Origin of the sequence: Dongia sp. (assembly GCF_041918875.1) — a bacterium.
Taxonomy (GTDB): Bacteria; Pseudomonadota; Alphaproteobacteria; order Dongiales; family Dongiaceae; genus Dongia.
Window position 1 is genome coordinate 195,298 of record NZ_JAYRUV010000001.1, and the last position, 15,305, is coordinate 210,602.

Sequence of the window (15,305 nt, forward strand, 5' to 3'; positions counted from 1 at the left end):
GCAGGTGCTGGCACCATTCATCCGGCTCCGAATAAGATCTGCGGCATGTTAGCTTCGGGATCATGCCGGAAATGAAGAAACCCGCTGAAACCACCAGATTCGCCGTTCCGGCCATCCTGCTGGCCGGCGGCAAGGCCTCTCGCATGGGCGGGGGCGACAAATGTCTGCGTCTCTTGGGCGGCCGGCCGCTGCTGGCCCATGTGATTGCGCGCTTGAAAGCACAGACGGGCGAAATGGCGATCAACGCCAATGGCGACCAGACGCGATTTGCCAGATTCGGCCTTGCCGTCGTCGCCGATGAGATCGCCGGCCAGCCCGGACCCTTGGCCGGCATTCTTGCCGGCCTCGACTGGGCAGTCAGGGCATGGCCGGGGACCGATTGCATCCTCAGCGTCTCCACCGATTGCCCGTTCCTGCCGGCGGACCTGGTGGCGCGGCTTGCAGCCGGCATCCGCGATGGTGCCGAGATCGCGATCGCCGCCAGCAACGGCCGCACGCATCCGGTAATCGGCCTGTGGCGGGTCGCCCTGCGCAAGGATCTGCGCCGCGCCTTGGGGCTGGAGGGATTGCGGCGGGTTGAAAGCTATTGTGACCGCCATCGTACCCATATCGTCAATTTCCCAGGCGTCGTGAACCTGCCGGGCGGTTCGGTCGACCCATTCTTCAATGCCAACACACCCGAAGATCTCGCCTTGGCCGAAAGCCTCCTCAAGATGCCGACCGGCGGGTGATCGTTCGTCTACATCCCGATGCAGGAAACCCACAGTGAGCCGACTTGCTGCTTGCCGTCCGACCCGCCTTCTCACCCTTGCCGTTTTCGTTCTGCCATCCTTCGCCACCGCCGCCGATCTGTCGCCGGAGGAGAAAGCCATCGTCTGCGCCGAGCGGCCGACCTGTGAGGTCACCGCCGTGACCGAAGCGGGCAAGGGGGAGAAGGGCGAAAGGCTGCGCATCGCCGATCTGGTCTTCGGCCTGGCCGACATTCCCAACTATTTTCCGGAGGAAGGCTGCCGCTCGACCGACGCCGCGCTGGAAGGCCAGCAGCTCGATGGCGGGCGCGAGATCTGGCTGCTGGCCGACGGCGCGCGACCGCTGAAATTGCTGCCGCTCTGCAATGACGGCTATGGCGCGGCCATGGTCGGCTATGACGATATCGAGATCGCCGGCAACCGGTTGACGCATACGCAATCCGGTGGATCGGCCTGGCGCTGGGATATGTCGAAGACGTTCCAATTGTCGCCGCTGCGCCTTACGGGCGAGAGCAGCTGCTCCTATCACAATGCCGCCCCGAATACGGCCGAACTCACCGTGGTAAACCGGCGGACGCTCGAAGCGCACGCCTATGCACCCGCACCGCGCACCGACTGGACCGATGCCGAAATCGGCTGCCCGACAATCGTGCCGGATTTTGCCAGCCGGTTGGAACCGCAGCCGGCATCCGACATCGTTGCCGCTTACGCCGTACCCATGCCTTTCGACGCCGATCCCTCGCCATTGCCGGACGGCACGACCCTGGGCACTTGCGGCCTTGCCCTTACAAGCGACGGCGGCAAGGGGTTCCTCATCCATGGCAAGCCGGCCCCGGCGACGGAAGCAGCGGAAATGCGCGTCATCGCCGAGACGTCCAGGTCGCTGCTCGTCCAGATTCGCGACCCGTTGGCGGCGGAAGCACTTGCGGCCGCGAAGGGCGCTTCCTGGATCAAGGCGCCGCATATCGAAATATGGACGGCCTCGGAAGGCGAACTCTTCGAAGGCGATGCCGCCGCCGGTCCCGAGCGCGCCTATCATCAGATCGGCATCGGTCTCGACGGCGCCGTCAATACCGGCGCCGGCGAGCCAGCGGCTCCGCCCAGGGTCACGGTGTGGCCGGGCCGGGACGAAAGGGGGCGCGATGTCACGGTGCTGCGCGTCGCCTGGGACGATGAGAGCGCCATGCTCTACGGAGTTGGGATCGTCTATTCGCAAGCCAAGGCTGGCAAGCAACTGCGCCTCGTCTCGACCGCGCCGATCAGGAAGAACAAGCCGCTCTTCCTGCCCAGCCTCTGGCGCAACAGCCAGGATGAATCCGGGGTGCCGGGCGGCGCCTGCGAATTTTCCGGAGACAGCCGGCAACTCGACCTCTGAGGCGGATTGACGGTGCCGGCGGGTGTCGTATTAACTGCCTGCAGCAACCGCTACGGGAAATTGGATGAGCACCCAGGGTACAATTCAACAGCGGCCGGAGCCGGGCGGGATTTCGATCGGTCCGCGAACGATGATGGCCGTGCTCATTGTCGCGCTCGCCGCCGGTTCCAGTTATTGGCTGCTGAGCGAGGCCGCTTTGGTACCGGCATCGGTCCCGCAAGAGAGTATCGATGCGGCAGTGCAAGATGTGGTTGGCTTTGTCCAACCCAGCATCGATGCGGCAATCGATCTTGGGCGTCTCGTCGAACTGGCGAAAGAAGCCGGCAGCGAGCGCGACATTGTCCGTGGCATCGCCGTGCCAACCTTGCAAATGAGTTCGGAGAATATAGGCGTCGCGGTTGCGTTCGAGCCGAACGGTTTCGACGGCAAGGACGCACAATATGCCGGCGTGGGACAGGAAAACGACGAACAGGGCCGCTTCGTCGCCTATTACTATACCGCCAGGGACGGCGATGTGCTGACCGATCGTTTGATCATGACCGCCGAAGCCGGCATCGAGAGCTGGTATGTGGAGCCGCTGCGCAGCAAGCGCCCGCATTTGCTGCCGCCCTACATCTATCCAATCGACGGCACGGATACGTTGCTGGCTACGATCAGCATCCCCTTGCTCTCGAACGGCAAGGGTTTCGGTCTCGCGACGCTGGATGTTTCTCTCGCCAGATTGCAGTCGACCCTGCGTGCGTCGAAACCGGGCGAGACGGGAATGGTGGCGTTGCTCGGCAGTGAAGGCAGTTGGATCGCGCATCCGGATACGACCTATGTCGGCAAGGAAATCTCGGAAACCGACACGGCAAGGGCCGGCCCGTTCGACAATCGCGAAGCCGCCATCGCCTATGCCAGCTCCGCCGCGGGCAATACCGAGACCGGATCGGCGCATACCGTCGAGGCGACGGGCGAGCGTTATCTGGTGGCTCCGGTAGCATTCGATGGCGTGCCGGAAAGCTGGACCCTGATCGTCCGCCTGCCGCCTGCCGGCATCACGCCGGAACTGAAGCAGGCGCTTCTGATGACGCTCGGCATCACATTGATATCCGCGCTGGGTCTCGCCATCCTGTCGATAACCTATCGCGGCCGCGCCAGCGTGAGCCGGCAAGGTTTACCATCCGTGGCGCTTCCCGCCAAAGCGCGCCGCACGCAATCGACGATAGAGCGCCGCTGACCCACGCCAAGCATGTCCGTTCGATGAAATGTCGCGGCTTCTCCGAGCCGATTCATCATATTAACGTTCATTTAAGCATCTCACCCCATCGTAATGGCTGCCATTGCCTGGGGAGACATCATGTCGACTGCAACTGCTTCTCAATCCGGTCGGGTAGGCCTGCGGGCCCGCGTTATGCTATCAGGAATTGCCGTGCTGTTGGTCGGCATCCTCGGCGCCGGCGGTGTCGCCGGCTGGATGGCCTATGACCAGGCCAAGAAGGACGCGGCCGCCAACCTGAAGGCCATTGCCGCAGGCACCGGCCGCCAGGTCACGGGCTTTATCCAACCCGCGATCGACGTGGCCGAAACGATCGGACGCGCCATGGAGGGCGGCAAGGCGAGCGGTCTGCCGCGTACGGCAATCCAAGGGCTGGTGGTGCCGGTCGTCAAGGCGCATCCCGAAATCGTTGGCAGCACGGTGGCCTTCGAAACGAACGGCTATGACAATAACGACGCAGCCTTCAAGGGCAAGGCGCCAGAGCAGGATGCCGAAGGCCGCTTCGTCCCATATTACTATAACAAGGCGGATGGCTCGATCGGCATCGATCCGTTGATCATGACCATCGAGGCCAGCATCGAAGGCTGGTATCTCATTCCGCTGCAAGCAGGCCGGACCATGCTGACGCCACCCTATATCTATCCGGTCGAGGGCGTCGATGTGCTGATGTCGACCGTGAGCGTCCCGATGATCGCCGATGGCAAGGGTTTTGGCATCGCCACCATCGATCTGCCGCTTACCAAGGTCACGGAGACTCTCAGCGCCATCAAGCCGATGGGTGACGGCCAGGTATTGCTTCTCAGCCATGACGGCGTTTGGTCGGCGCATCCCGACCCCAAACGCATCGGCCAGCCGATCGGCAAGGACAAGGATGCCGACGTTGCCGAAGAAGGCGATCTGAAGCTGATGTATGATGCGTTCGTTGCCAGCAAATCGACCGAGCCGGTGATGCAGACCGATGCCAGCGGCGAGCATTTCGTCGTCTTCGCGCCTATCAGCTTCCGTGGTCCGGCCGAGGTCTGGACCCTGGTCATCCAGGTGCCGGTCGCGACCGTGCTGAAGGAAGCCAATGAACTGATCTACACGATCGCCGGTATCATCGTGGTGGCTCTCATCCTCGGCGCGCTCATGTTCGCCTTGGTGGGCAGCCGGATCGCCAAGCCGATTGTTGCCTTGGCGCACGTCACCAGTGCGGTGGCGCACGGCGAATTCAACGCGGAAGTGAAGGGAGCCGAGCGTGGCGACGAAATCGGCGAACTGGCGCGTTCGGTCGAGGTGCTGAAGCAGGGCCAGCAGGAGAAGCTGCGCCTGGAGGACGAGCAGAAGCGTGCCGCGGAACGCGCCGAGGAAGAAAAGCGTGCCGCCATGACAGCCCTGGCCGACGGCTTCGAGCGCTCGGTCAAGGGCGTGGTCGATAACGTCACCAAATCCGCTCAGCAATTGCAGACCCATGCGCAATCGATGTCGCAAGTGGCCGAAAGCGCCACGCAGCGCATCGGCGAGGCATCGGGGGCGACCGACAATGCCTCGGGCAGCGTCGATGCGGTGGCGGCGGCGGCCGAACAGCTCTCGGCATCGATCAGCGAGATCAGCCGGCAGGTGGCCAGCTCTTCCGAAGTGGCCCGTACCGCCGTGGGCGAGATCGGCAAGGCCAACGACACGATGAAGAATCTGGTCGTCGTCTCCGAACGGATCGGCGAGGTCGTGAAGCTCATCACCGCCATTGCCGAACAGACCAATCTGCTGGCCCTCAACGCCACGATCGAGGCGGCGCGGGCCGGCGAGGCCGGCAAGGGTTTTGCCGTCGTCGCCAACGAAGTGAAGGCGCTGGCCAGCCAGACCACCAAGGCCACCGAAGGCATTTCGGTGGAAATCCAAGCCATCCAGGGTTCGACCGACGATGTCGCCAAGGCGATGGCCACGGTGACGAGCACGATCGAACGCATTGACGAGATATCGAGTTCGATCGCCGCGGCGGTCGAAGAGCAATCCGCGGCCACGCGTGAGATATCGAGCAACGCGCAGCAGGCATCCGGCGGCACGCAATCGGTGCGGCAGAATATCAATGGCGTCGAGAGCGCCGTGCTGTCGGCGCGCGATACGGCAGCCGGCGTGCTCAGCGCCGCCGAAATGATGGCGGAACAGGCGAAGTCCCTGAACCGTGAGGTTGAGGGCTTCATCGCCGAAGTCCGCGCCAGCTAAAATTCCACTCGACCAACTCATGTGACCTGGCCTAGCCTCCTGCACAAATGTGAAAGTGTAGGAGGCGGGGATGGGACGAGAGCGGATGGCCGTCATCGGCAACGGCATCATCGGTCACGGCGTGGCGCAGATTTTTGCCGCAGCGGGACACGAGGTAACGATGATCGGCCGCAGCCGGCAGAGCCTCGACGGAGCCCTGGCGAAGATCCGCGCCAGCCTTGCCGAATTTGCCGAGAACGGCCTGTTGACGGCGAACGAGGCCGACGCGGCCGCCGCGCGCATCGCGACCGTGACTGAGCTTGCTGCCGCCGCGGAGGCAGCGATGGTGGTCGAGGCGGTCACCGAGGATCTGCCGCTGAAGCTCAGGATCTTCGGGGAACTCGACCGCATGTGCCGACCCGACGTGATCCTGGCTTCGTCCAGCGGCCAGCCGGCGAGCGCTCTCATCGAGAACGTTCGGCATCGCGAACGCGTCATCGCCACGCATTTCTGGTACCCGCCCCAGCTCATCCCCTTGGTGGAAATCTGCGGCGGGCCCTATTGCGCACCCGACGTGCTGGCGCGCACCGTGGCCGTGGTACGCGGCACCGGGAAGGAGCCGGTGGTGATCGAGAAGGAAGTGAAAGGCTTCATCGGCAATCGCCTGCAGTTTGCGCTGCTGCGCGAAGCCTGGGCACTGTGGGCCGACGGCATTGCCTCGGCCGAGGCGATAGACGCCGTGGTGAAGGCGTCCTTCGGCCGGCGCATCGGCATTACCGGCCCAATCGAATCCGCCGATATCGGCGGTCTTGCGACGATGGTGAGCTTCGGCAACTCACTCATCCCGGACCTCTCCATCGCACCCCAGGCGCCGGAGAAGGTCGCGGCCCTGGTGAAGAAGGACGGCATGCCCGGGATCTATGATTGGACCAGGCGCGATGCCGGCGCCCTGCGCGCGGAGCGCATGAAAGAGCTCTTCCGCTGGCTGAAAGCGGACCGCGATGCGAGGATGAAGAGATGAAGACCGACCCCTATTGGTGGGAAGCGGCACCCCGGCCGGATTTGGCGGCGCCGGACCTGCCGGCCAGGGTCGATGTTGCCATCGTCGGCTCGGGCTATACCGGCCTTATCGCGGCACTGAAACTGGCCGAGGCTGGAAGATCGGTCGCCGTCTTTGACAGTGACGCGATCGGTGCCGGCGCGTCCAGCCGCAATGCCGGCTTTGTCGGGCGCACGCTGAAATATTCCTTCGGCGATCTGGTCAAGAGCAAAGGCCTACCGCACGCCGTTGCCACGTACAGGGAAATGCAGGCGGCCTTTCAGGCGGTGGCCGATACGGTCGCGGAATACGCAATCGATTGCGCCTTCTGCGCCCATGGTCGCCTGGTGGTGGCCGAGACGGCCGGACAGTTCGAGGACCTGAAGCGCGAATATGAATTGCGCCACCGGCACCTGGGCTCGCCTTTCGAGATTCTGGACCTGGCGGCGCTGCCGCGCGAGATCGGCAGCCCGCGTTATCGCGGTGGCGTCGTCCTGCCGGACCTCGCCTCGATCCATCCCGGCCTCTACCATCAGGGGCTGGTGAAGGCCGCCATCGCGCGGGGTGTAGCGCTCTATCCGTTCACGCGGGTCGGTGCCTTGTCGCGCGAGAGCAGCGGGTTCAGCGTCGTCACGGAGCGCGGGCCATTGCTGGCCGGGCACGCGATCCTCGCCACCAACGGCTATACCGACGGATTGCTGCCATGGCTGCAGCGCCGGCTCATCCCGTTCGATGCCTGGCAGATGGCGACCGAGGCATTGCCGGCGGGCCTTATCGACCGGTTGCTGCCGAATGACCGCACCTATATCGACAGCTACATGAACATCGACGCCATCCGCCGTTCCCCTGACGGCAGCCGTATCCTCTATTGCGGCAAGACGGGAGAACGCAGCGATCAGGTGACCATGGGCAAACGTCTTGCCGGCGAATTGCGCGCGGTCTTTCCGGAACTCAAGGATATCGGTGTGTCGCACAGCTGGACCGGACGCTGTGCCGCGACTTTCGACCTGCTGCCGCATCTGGGCACGCATCAAGGCATCCATTACGCCGTCGGCTACTGCTTTGCCGGCTTGCCAATGGGCTCGCATTTTGGACGTTTGCTGGCGCAGCGCATACTGAGGCCGGGGTCGGTGAGTTCCGTCTTCGCCGACCGTCCGTTCAAGACCGTACCCTTCTATCGGGGCAACAATTGGTTCGTGCCCTGGATGATGCGCTATTACGATCTGAAGGAAGGCAAGCGGCACGCTGCCTGAAGTTCAGGCGATGATGCCGCTGCTGCCGGGCCGCGACGCCGGATTGCCGAGCCATTCGGTGCGCTGGCGCAGATGCCGGCTGAGTTCCAGCGGGTCGCGCATCGGCGAAATATCCATGTAAGGAATGACCTCGCCGATAGTGACGCGGAAGGCGCCGCCGATCTTGTTGGCGACCTCGTGCAGCAGCAGTGCCAGGCGCGCGGTCATGCTGATATGGCTGGCGATCTGGAACAGCCGGCTGTTCTGGCCATGGAAGAACATCGGCACCACATCGGCGCGCGCGGCATGAATGAGGCGCGCGGTGAAGGGCTTCCAATCGAGATCGACCGCCTGGCGCGCGAAAGGCGTCGGCGTCGTCGCGACGCCGCCTGCCGGAAAGACGATGAGGCAGCCGCCGGCGGCGAGATGCTCACGGGCGACGGCGCGTGTCTTCAGCGTCGTCGCCTGGGCTTCCGGACCTGGATCGAAGTCGATCGGCAGAATGTAGCGCTGGATGTCGGCGTCGGGCGGATAGAGGCGCGCATTGGTCAGTACCTTGAAATCGGCACGTACCCGGTTGGCCAGGTGACCGATCAGCAAACCGTCGACCAGGCCGAAAGGGTGATTGGCGACAATGACCAGAGGCCCGTTCGATGGTATCTCGGCAAGCTTGCCGGCATCGTAATCGAGCTGCAGCTGCAAGAGGCGCATTGCAGCCTCCCAGAAATCGGTCGAGCCCGCCATCTCGCCTTGATAAAGCTCGTAGAGCTTCTTCAGGCGCAGTTGACCGCTGAGGATTTCGATGGCCCGGATCGACAGGCGCGCAAGGCGGGTGTCGTAGGCGCTGGCATAGGTCAAGGAGAGGCTGCTCATGCGGGCAGCACTAGCGCCGCCAGGTTGCGGGCGCGTCGCAATCCGATGAATTTGCCGTGACAGGCGCGGGCCGGACGCCGCAACTATCGCTAAGCATCTGCAATCGCCGCAGAATTCCCGGCGATCGAGCTGATATCTTGCGTTCTCCGGCCGGTCGGTTATTGATGGTGTAACAAGAAAGAAATGCGACGGGTGGAAATAAGCGGCATGGCAGAAGCCACGCGGAGGCAGGCCGAATCGGCGCAGCATGGCGAGTCCGGACCGGAATTCGGCCCCTGGCTGGCGCAGGCGTCGATCCTCATCGTCGATGACGAGCCGGGCATGCGCAACTTCCTGGTCCGCACCTTGGGCCCTCGCTGCAAGCGGATCGAGGAGGCGGCGGATACGCAGGAAGCCAGCCGCAAACTGGACTCGCAACATTTCGATGTCGTCATCCTCGACAACATCATGCCTGGCAAGAACGGTGTCGACTGGCTTGCGGAACAGCGCGCCATCGGCTTCTTTGCCAGCGCCATCCTGATGACGGCCTATGCCGATCTCGACACCGCCATCCAGGCCTTGCGCGCAGGTGCCGTCGATTTCGTGTTGAAGCCGTTCCGGTCGAACCAGATTCTCAATGCCGTCTCGCGCTGTCTCGACCGCAGCCAGTTGCAGCGTGAGAATTACGTCCTGCGCTATGAATTGGGTACGACATCCGATCATATCCTGCTGCGCGACAAGCTTATCGGCCATTCCACGGCTATCAGCCGGGTGCGCGACAAGATCGCCCGCGCGGCACCCCTTCCCACCACGGTACTGCTGACCGGGCAATCCGGCACCGGCAAGGAAGTGGCGGCACGGTCGCTGCATGCGCTGTCCGACCGTGCCGAAAAACCCTTCGTGCCGATCAATTGCGCGGCCATCCCGCCGGAAATGATCGAAAGCGAGCTCTTCGGCCATCTCAAGGGCGCCTTTACCGGCGCCGCCGGAGCGCGCGAGGGACTTTTCCTGCATGCGCAGGGCGGCACGCTGTTCATGGACGAGATTGGCGAATTGCCGCTCAACCTGCAGAGCAAGCTGTTGCGGGTGATCGAGGACCGGCGGGTGCGCCCTCTGGGTTCGGAGCGGGAGCTGCCGGTCGATCTCCGGCTCGTATTCGCCACCAACAACGATCTGGCCGCCGAGGTGGAGAAAGGCCGCTTCCGGGCCGACCTTTTCTATCGTCTCAATGTCATGCAGATTCACCTGCCGCCGCTCAAGGAGCGCGGCGACGATGTGCAGGAACTCGCCACCCTCTTCATGAAGAAACTGTCGCAGCAATTGGGCATGCCGCCGGTGCCTATCGATGCGGCGACGCGTGCCGCCTTTGCACGCTACGATTGGCCGGGCAATGTGCGCGAACTGCGCAATCTCATCGAACGATCGCTGATTCTGGGCGAAATCCCGGACGAGTTCCGCGCCCAGCGGACGGATCCGCAGCCGGCGGCGGAAAGCCTGCAGGAACTGGAGCGGCGCCACATCATGGCGGTGCTGCAGGAAGTGGGCGGAAACCGCAACGAAGCGGCGCGGCGCCTGGGTATTTCGCGCAAGACCATCGACCGCAAATGCGCGATGTGGAATGTCTGAGCCGACTGGTCAAGGTCTGGGTGGTCAAGGTCTGGGTGGGCAGGATCCGGGTGGGCAAGGCCGCCACATCCGCTCGGTCCGCTACCGAATCCTCGCCATCGCCCTGCTGCCGACCCTGGTCATTCTGCCGTTGCTGCTCGGCATCACCATGGCGCGGTGGAACGCCAAGTTCGATGCGCTGCTCATCTCCAAGGTCAATGGCGACCTCACCATCGCGCATCAATATCTGGCACGCATACTGGAAAATACCGGCGAGCATGTCCAGACACTGGGCAATTCGATCCGCTTCCGCGACGCGATGCAGCACGGCCCGGCGCACCTGCCGCAATTCCTCGATATCAGCCGGCGTGAAATGGGGCTCGACTTCCTCGTCATCATCGACAGCGATGGCGCCGTGCGGGCCGGCGCGCGAAGCGCCGGGATGCGGACTGACTGGCCGGTGATCGCCAAGGCGCGCGCCGGGCAGGCGGCGACCGCGATCGATATCTTCACTCAGGCGGACCTTGCCGTGCTTGATGAAAGTCTTGCCATCCGGGCCCGCATCGATCTGGTATCGACGGCCAATGCGGTGCCGACCGATCGCACCAGCGAGACGCAGGGCATGGTGGTGCATGCCGCCAGCCCCATCGCCATCGACGGACAGAATGGTGCGGCGCTGGTGGGCGGCATCCTGCTCAACCAGAATCTCGTCTTCATCGATACGATCAACGATCTGGTCTATCGCGAGGCAAGCCTGCCGGAAGGCAGCCAGGGCACGGCCACCTTGTTCCTGGACGATGTACGCATCAGCACCAATGTGCGGCTGTTCGAGGATCGCCGAGCATTGGGAACGCGTGTGTCGCGCGCTGTGCGCGAAGCGGTCTTGGACCGGGGCACGACCTGGCTCGATAGTGCCTTCGTCGTCAACGATTGGTATGTTTCGGCCTACGAACCCATCGTCGACAGTTTCGGCAAGCGCGTTGGCATGCTCTATGTCGGTTTCCTGGAGATGCCTTTCACGCAGGCCAAATACGTTACGCTCGCCACCATCATCGCCACCTTCCTGATCGCCACCACCGCGACCGTGCCGATCTTCCTGCGCTGGGCGCGGGGCATCTTCAAGCCGCTGGAACGCATGACGGACACGATCGCCCGGGTCGAGGGCGGCGATCTGGGTGCCCGCACAAGGATACGGCAGGTGAAGGACGAGATCGGCCGCGTCGCGGCGCACCTCGACGATCTTCTCGACCGGCTGCAGGCGCGCGACCGGGAATTGCGCGACTGGAACGACGAACTCAACCGCCGGGTCGACGAACGGACCCGGGAACTGCAACTGGCCAACCGGCAGCTCGAAGCGACAACCAAGCAGCTGATCATGTCCGAGAAGCTGGCGGCGATCGGCGAGATTACCGCCGGCGTGGCGCACGAGATCAACAATCCCATCGCCGTCATGCAGGGCAATCTGGAAGTGGCGCGCAACCTCATCGGGCCGGCGGCGGACTTGGCCAAGATGGAATTCCGGCTGCTCGACGAACAGATCAACCGCATCAGCCAGATCGTGACCAAGCTGCTGCAATTCGCCAAGCCCGAGGAATATGCCGGGTATGTCGAGCGGCATTCGCCGGCCGATGTCGTCTCCGACTGCCTGCCGCTGGTGCAGCATCTTCTCAACAAGGTGGCGATCAAGGTCGATCGCGATCACAAGGCCACGCGCAAGGTGCTGATGAACCGTACGGAATTGCAGCAGGTGCTGGTCAACCTCATCGTCAACGCGATCCACGCGATGCCGGACGGCGGAACCTTGACTCTGCGCGATGCGGATGAGGATCGGGACGGCCGCAAGGGCCTGGTGATCGATGTGGGCGATACCGGCATCGGCATGGCGCGGGAGACGCTGGCCAAGGTCTTCGATCCTTTCTTCACCACCAAGCGGCAGGGTGGCACGGGGCTCGGCCTCTCCATCAGCCAGACGCTGGTGACGCGGCAGGGCGGCAAGATCAGCGTCGACTCCGCCCTGGGCCAAGGCACCAGCTTCAGCATCTGGCTGCCCGAAGCCACCTGACCGGGGCCTTCGGACAAACTGTCCGGCTCCTTTGGACAGTTTGTCCATTCAGGCGGCAAATTTCGTCATAAGCGCTTGAAATCATGTCGTGTCGCCATCTGGCACGCCCCTTGCGGATAGATCCCCAAAACAACAAAGGGGAGAAGTCGGGGGCGCCGGGCGGCGGCGCTGTCCATCGCCATCCATAACAACAACAAGGCCGACCGGGACACACGGCGGCACGGGAGAAAGAGCATGTCCACAGCAAGCGAAACCTTTGCTGGCGGCTTCGGGGGAGCAGGTCTTCTCGACCGCGAGCGCATCGTTGCCAAGCCGGGATTCAATCGGTGGCTGGTGCCGCCGGCAGCACTCGCCATTCATCTTTGCATCGGCATGGCCTATGGCTTCAGCGTCTTCTGGCTGCCGCTGTCGCGTGCCATCGGCGTCGCGCAGCCGGTAGCCTGCGCCGACCTCACCTTGATGTCAGCCCTGCTCACCACGACCTGCGACTGGCGCGTGGCGGACCTGGGCTGGATGTATACCTTGTTCTTCGTGCTGCTCGGCTCATCGGCCGCCATCTGGGGAGGCTGGCTGGAGCGGGTCGGTCCGCGCAAGGCTGGCCTCGTCTCGGCCCTGTGCTGGTGCGGTGGCATTACGATCGCCGCTCTGGGCGTCATCACACATCAGCTTTGGCTGATGTGGATCGGTGCCGGCGTCATCGGCGGCATCGGGCTGGGGATCGGCTACATTTCGCCTGTCTCGACTCTCATCAAATGGTTTCCGGATCGCCGCGGCATGGCTACCGGCATGGCCATCATGGGATTCGGCGGCGGCGCCATGATCGGTGCTCCCTTGGCCGACAAGCTGATGGCGCATTTCAAGACGGCTGAATCGGTCGGCGTCTGGCAGACCTTCCTGGTCATGGCGGCGATCTATATCGTTTTCATGCTGGGCGGTGCCTTCGGCTATCGCATTCCGCCTGCCGGCTGGCGTCCCGAAGGCTGGATCCCGCCGGTCACCAAGAAGACCATGATCACGCCGCACCATGTCCATCTCCGCGACGCGCACAAGACCAGGCAATTCTGGCTGATCTGGGCGGTGCTGTGCCTTAATGTCTCGGCCGGTATCGGCGTCATCGGCATGGCTTCGCCGATGTTGCAGGAGATTTTCGGCGGCCGCCTGCTGGGCCAGCCGGAGCTTACCTTCACGCAGCTCGACGATGGGCAGAAGACCGCCATCGCAGCGATCGCCGCCGGCTTTGCCGGTCTGCTGTCGTTATTCAATATCGGCGGGCGTTTCTTCTGGGCCTCGCTCTCGGACCGCATCGGGCGCAAGAACACCTATTTCACCTTCTTCGTCCTCGGCATCGTCCTTTATGCGCTGGCGCCGACGGCGGCGCATATGGGCAGCCAGGTGCTGTTCGTCGCCATCTTCTGCATCATCCTCTCCATGTATGGTGGTGGCTTTGCGACAATTCCCGCTTATCTCGCCGACATCTTCGGTACGCAATTCGTGGGTGCGATCCACGGTCGCCTGCTGACGGCCTGGGCGACGGCAGGCATCATCGGCCCTGTCGTGGTGAACTATATCCGCGAATTTCAGATCAATGCCGGTGTGCCGCGCGAGCAGGTCTACGACTTCACCATGTACATCCTGGTGGGCATGCTGGCGCTCGGCCTCATCGCCAACGCCTTTGTGAAGCCGCTTCCTGAGAAGTGGTTCATGTCGGAGGCGGAAGTGGCGGCGCTGCAGGCCAAGAATGCGGCGCAGCAGGCTGTTGCCACCGGGTCTTTCGGCATCGGCAAAGGCGGCCTGGACGGCAGGGCGATCCTTGCCTGGGCTGTCGTCGGCATTCCGATCCTGTGGGGCGTATGGGTCACGCTGCAGAAGACGGCCGCGCTGTTCAACTGATCCCCTCTGAAGGCCGCCTTTATCGCTCCATGGCGGTAGGGACGGCCTTCAATTTTTCAAAGGGAATCAGCGCGCCGCGCTCGCCTATCGCCACCGCGGCGATGCGATGCGCGAACTTCACGGAATCGGCGGGTGCCGCCCCGCGCAATCGCGCACTGAGATAGCCGCCGTTGAAGGCGTCGCCGGCACCGGACGTATCGACGGGCCTGGCGTCGCCGCAAGCATCGATCGACAGGCTTTCGGTCTTCGTCAGCAGCAGGGCGGGCCCGGCGCCGTTCTTGACGACGCATTCGCCGACACCCAAGGCAGCCAGTCGCCGCGCGGTGGCTGCGGGATCGACATCGCCGAACAGTTCCCGTTCATCGTCAAAGGTCGGCAAGGCGATATCGGCCAGGCCGGCGCCGGCTGCAATCGCTTCGGCAGCTTCCGCGCGCGAAGTCCAGAGGCGCGGCCGGTAGTTGGGATCGAACGCTATCCTGGTTCCGGCTGCGCGGACCGTTCCCAGCGCTTCCAGCAACGCCGCGCGTGCCTTCGCCGGCAGTATGGCGAGCGTGATGCCGGAGAAATAGACAAGTTCGCGGTCGTCAAGGCTTTGGAGGAGGCGGTCTGTGTCGTCGGCGAGGTGCCGCGCCACCGAATCGCCGCGCCAATAGGTGAAGCTGCGCTCGGCCCCCTTCAGCGTGATGGCATAGAGGCCGGGCAGGCCGCCGGCGATCGTCGGGCTTTGCGCCGTACCGATTCCGTGCCGAGCGAAGAAGGCCAGTTGTTGGCGCGAGAAATCGTCATCGCCGAACGCCGAGACATAGTCTGTTGCGCCGTCGCCGAGAAGACCGCGGACGGTCCACAAAGTATTGAAAGTGTCTCCGGCAAAGCCGAGGCGCCAGCCGCCCTGACCGTCCGGTGACAATTCGATCATGCATTCGCCGACCGCGGCGATCCTCATGGCAATATCCTCATCGATGGCAGACTGCATACCTAGCCAGTGGCGCGGATTCGGACAAGCAGGCCAGTCTCATATGTCCAGATCGCCTATTTCCGTCGCGCCGGAGGGAAGGAAAATTG

The 15,305-nt window shown here is 63.6% G+C and carries 11 protein-coding genes; 9 read left to right on the forward strand and 2 right to left on the reverse strand.

Translation table 11 applies throughout. From position 1 onward, the window contains the following. Nucleotides 1-71: 71 nt before the first annotated feature. From mobA to ACE3TY_RS00915, 6 genes are all read left to right on the forward strand, one after another. A complete protein-coding gene (gene mobA / locus ACE3TY_RS00890; RefSeq protein WP_374650008.1) occupies nt 72-731 on the forward strand; it encodes a molybdenum cofactor guanylyltransferase MobA in 660 nt (219 codons plus the stop codon). Nucleotides 732-765: 34 nt separating this feature from the next. Then, a complete protein-coding gene (locus tag ACE3TY_RS00895; RefSeq protein ID WP_374650010.1) occupies nt 766-2,124 on the forward strand; it encodes a hypothetical protein in 1,359 nt (452 codons plus the stop codon). Between the two features lie 64 nt (nt 2,125-2,188). Next, complete coding sequence (locus ACE3TY_RS00900; protein ID WP_374650012.1) at nt 2,189-3,343, forward strand: cache domain-containing protein; 1,155 nt, start codon at nt 2,189-2,191, stop codon at nt 3,341-3,343. Between the two features lie 192 nt (nt 3,344-3,535). Further along, nucleotides 3,536-5,584, forward strand: coding sequence for a methyl-accepting chemotaxis protein (locus tag ACE3TY_RS00905; protein WP_374650014.1), 2,049 nt, complete (start codon nt 3,536-3,538; stop codon nt 5,582-5,584). Nucleotides 5,585-5,654: 70 nt separating this feature from the next. Next, complete coding sequence (locus ACE3TY_RS00910; protein WP_374650016.1) at nt 5,655-6,584, forward strand: 3-hydroxyacyl-CoA dehydrogenase family protein; 930 nt, start codon at nt 5,655-5,657, stop codon at nt 6,582-6,584. Then, on the forward strand, nt 6,581-7,855 hold the full coding sequence (locus ACE3TY_RS00915) for an NAD(P)/FAD-dependent oxidoreductase (RefSeq protein WP_374650018.1): 1,275 nt from the start codon (nt 6,581-6,583) through the stop codon (nt 7,853-7,855). Before ACE3TY_RS00910 ends, ACE3TY_RS00915 begins: the two co-directional genes overlap by 4 nt. A 3-nt stretch (nt 7,856-7,858) precedes the next feature. On the opposite strand, the gene ACE3TY_RS00920 is transcribed toward ACE3TY_RS00915, so the two are convergent. Next, complete coding sequence (locus ACE3TY_RS00920; RefSeq protein ID WP_374650019.1) at nt 7,859-8,707, reverse strand: lysophospholipid acyltransferase family protein; 849 nt, start codon at nt 8,705-8,707, stop codon at nt 7,859-7,861. Between the two features lie 207 nt (nt 8,708-8,914). Between ACE3TY_RS00920 and ACE3TY_RS00925 the strand changes: the two genes are divergently transcribed. From ACE3TY_RS00925 to ACE3TY_RS00935, 3 genes are all read left to right on the forward strand, one after another. Continuing rightward, nucleotides 8,915-10,312 (forward strand): sigma-54-dependent transcriptional regulator, encoded by a 1,398-nt coding sequence (locus ACE3TY_RS00925; protein ID WP_374650021.1) that lies wholly within the window; start codon nt 8,915-8,917, stop codon nt 10,310-10,312. Then, entirely contained in the window at nt 10,305-12,353 is a 2,049-nt protein-coding gene (locus ACE3TY_RS00930) for a cache domain-containing protein (RefSeq protein WP_374650023.1), read from the forward strand. The genes ACE3TY_RS00925 and ACE3TY_RS00930 overlap by 8 nt, the downstream gene beginning before the upstream one ends. Before the next feature lie 234 nt (nt 12,354-12,587). After that, the gene (locus ACE3TY_RS00935; protein WP_374650025.1) at nt 12,588-14,243 is read left to right on the forward strand and encodes an OFA family MFS transporter; all 1,656 of its coding nucleotides are present in this window, start codon (nt 12,588-12,590) and stop codon (nt 14,241-14,243) included. Nucleotides 14,244-14,262: 19 nt separating this feature from the next. On the opposite strand, the gene ACE3TY_RS00940 is transcribed toward ACE3TY_RS00935, so the two are convergent. Continuing rightward, entirely contained in the window at nt 14,263-15,186 is a 924-nt protein-coding gene (locus ACE3TY_RS00940) for a sugar kinase (RefSeq protein WP_374650027.1), read from the reverse strand. Nucleotides 15,187-15,305 lie beyond the last annotated feature (119 nt).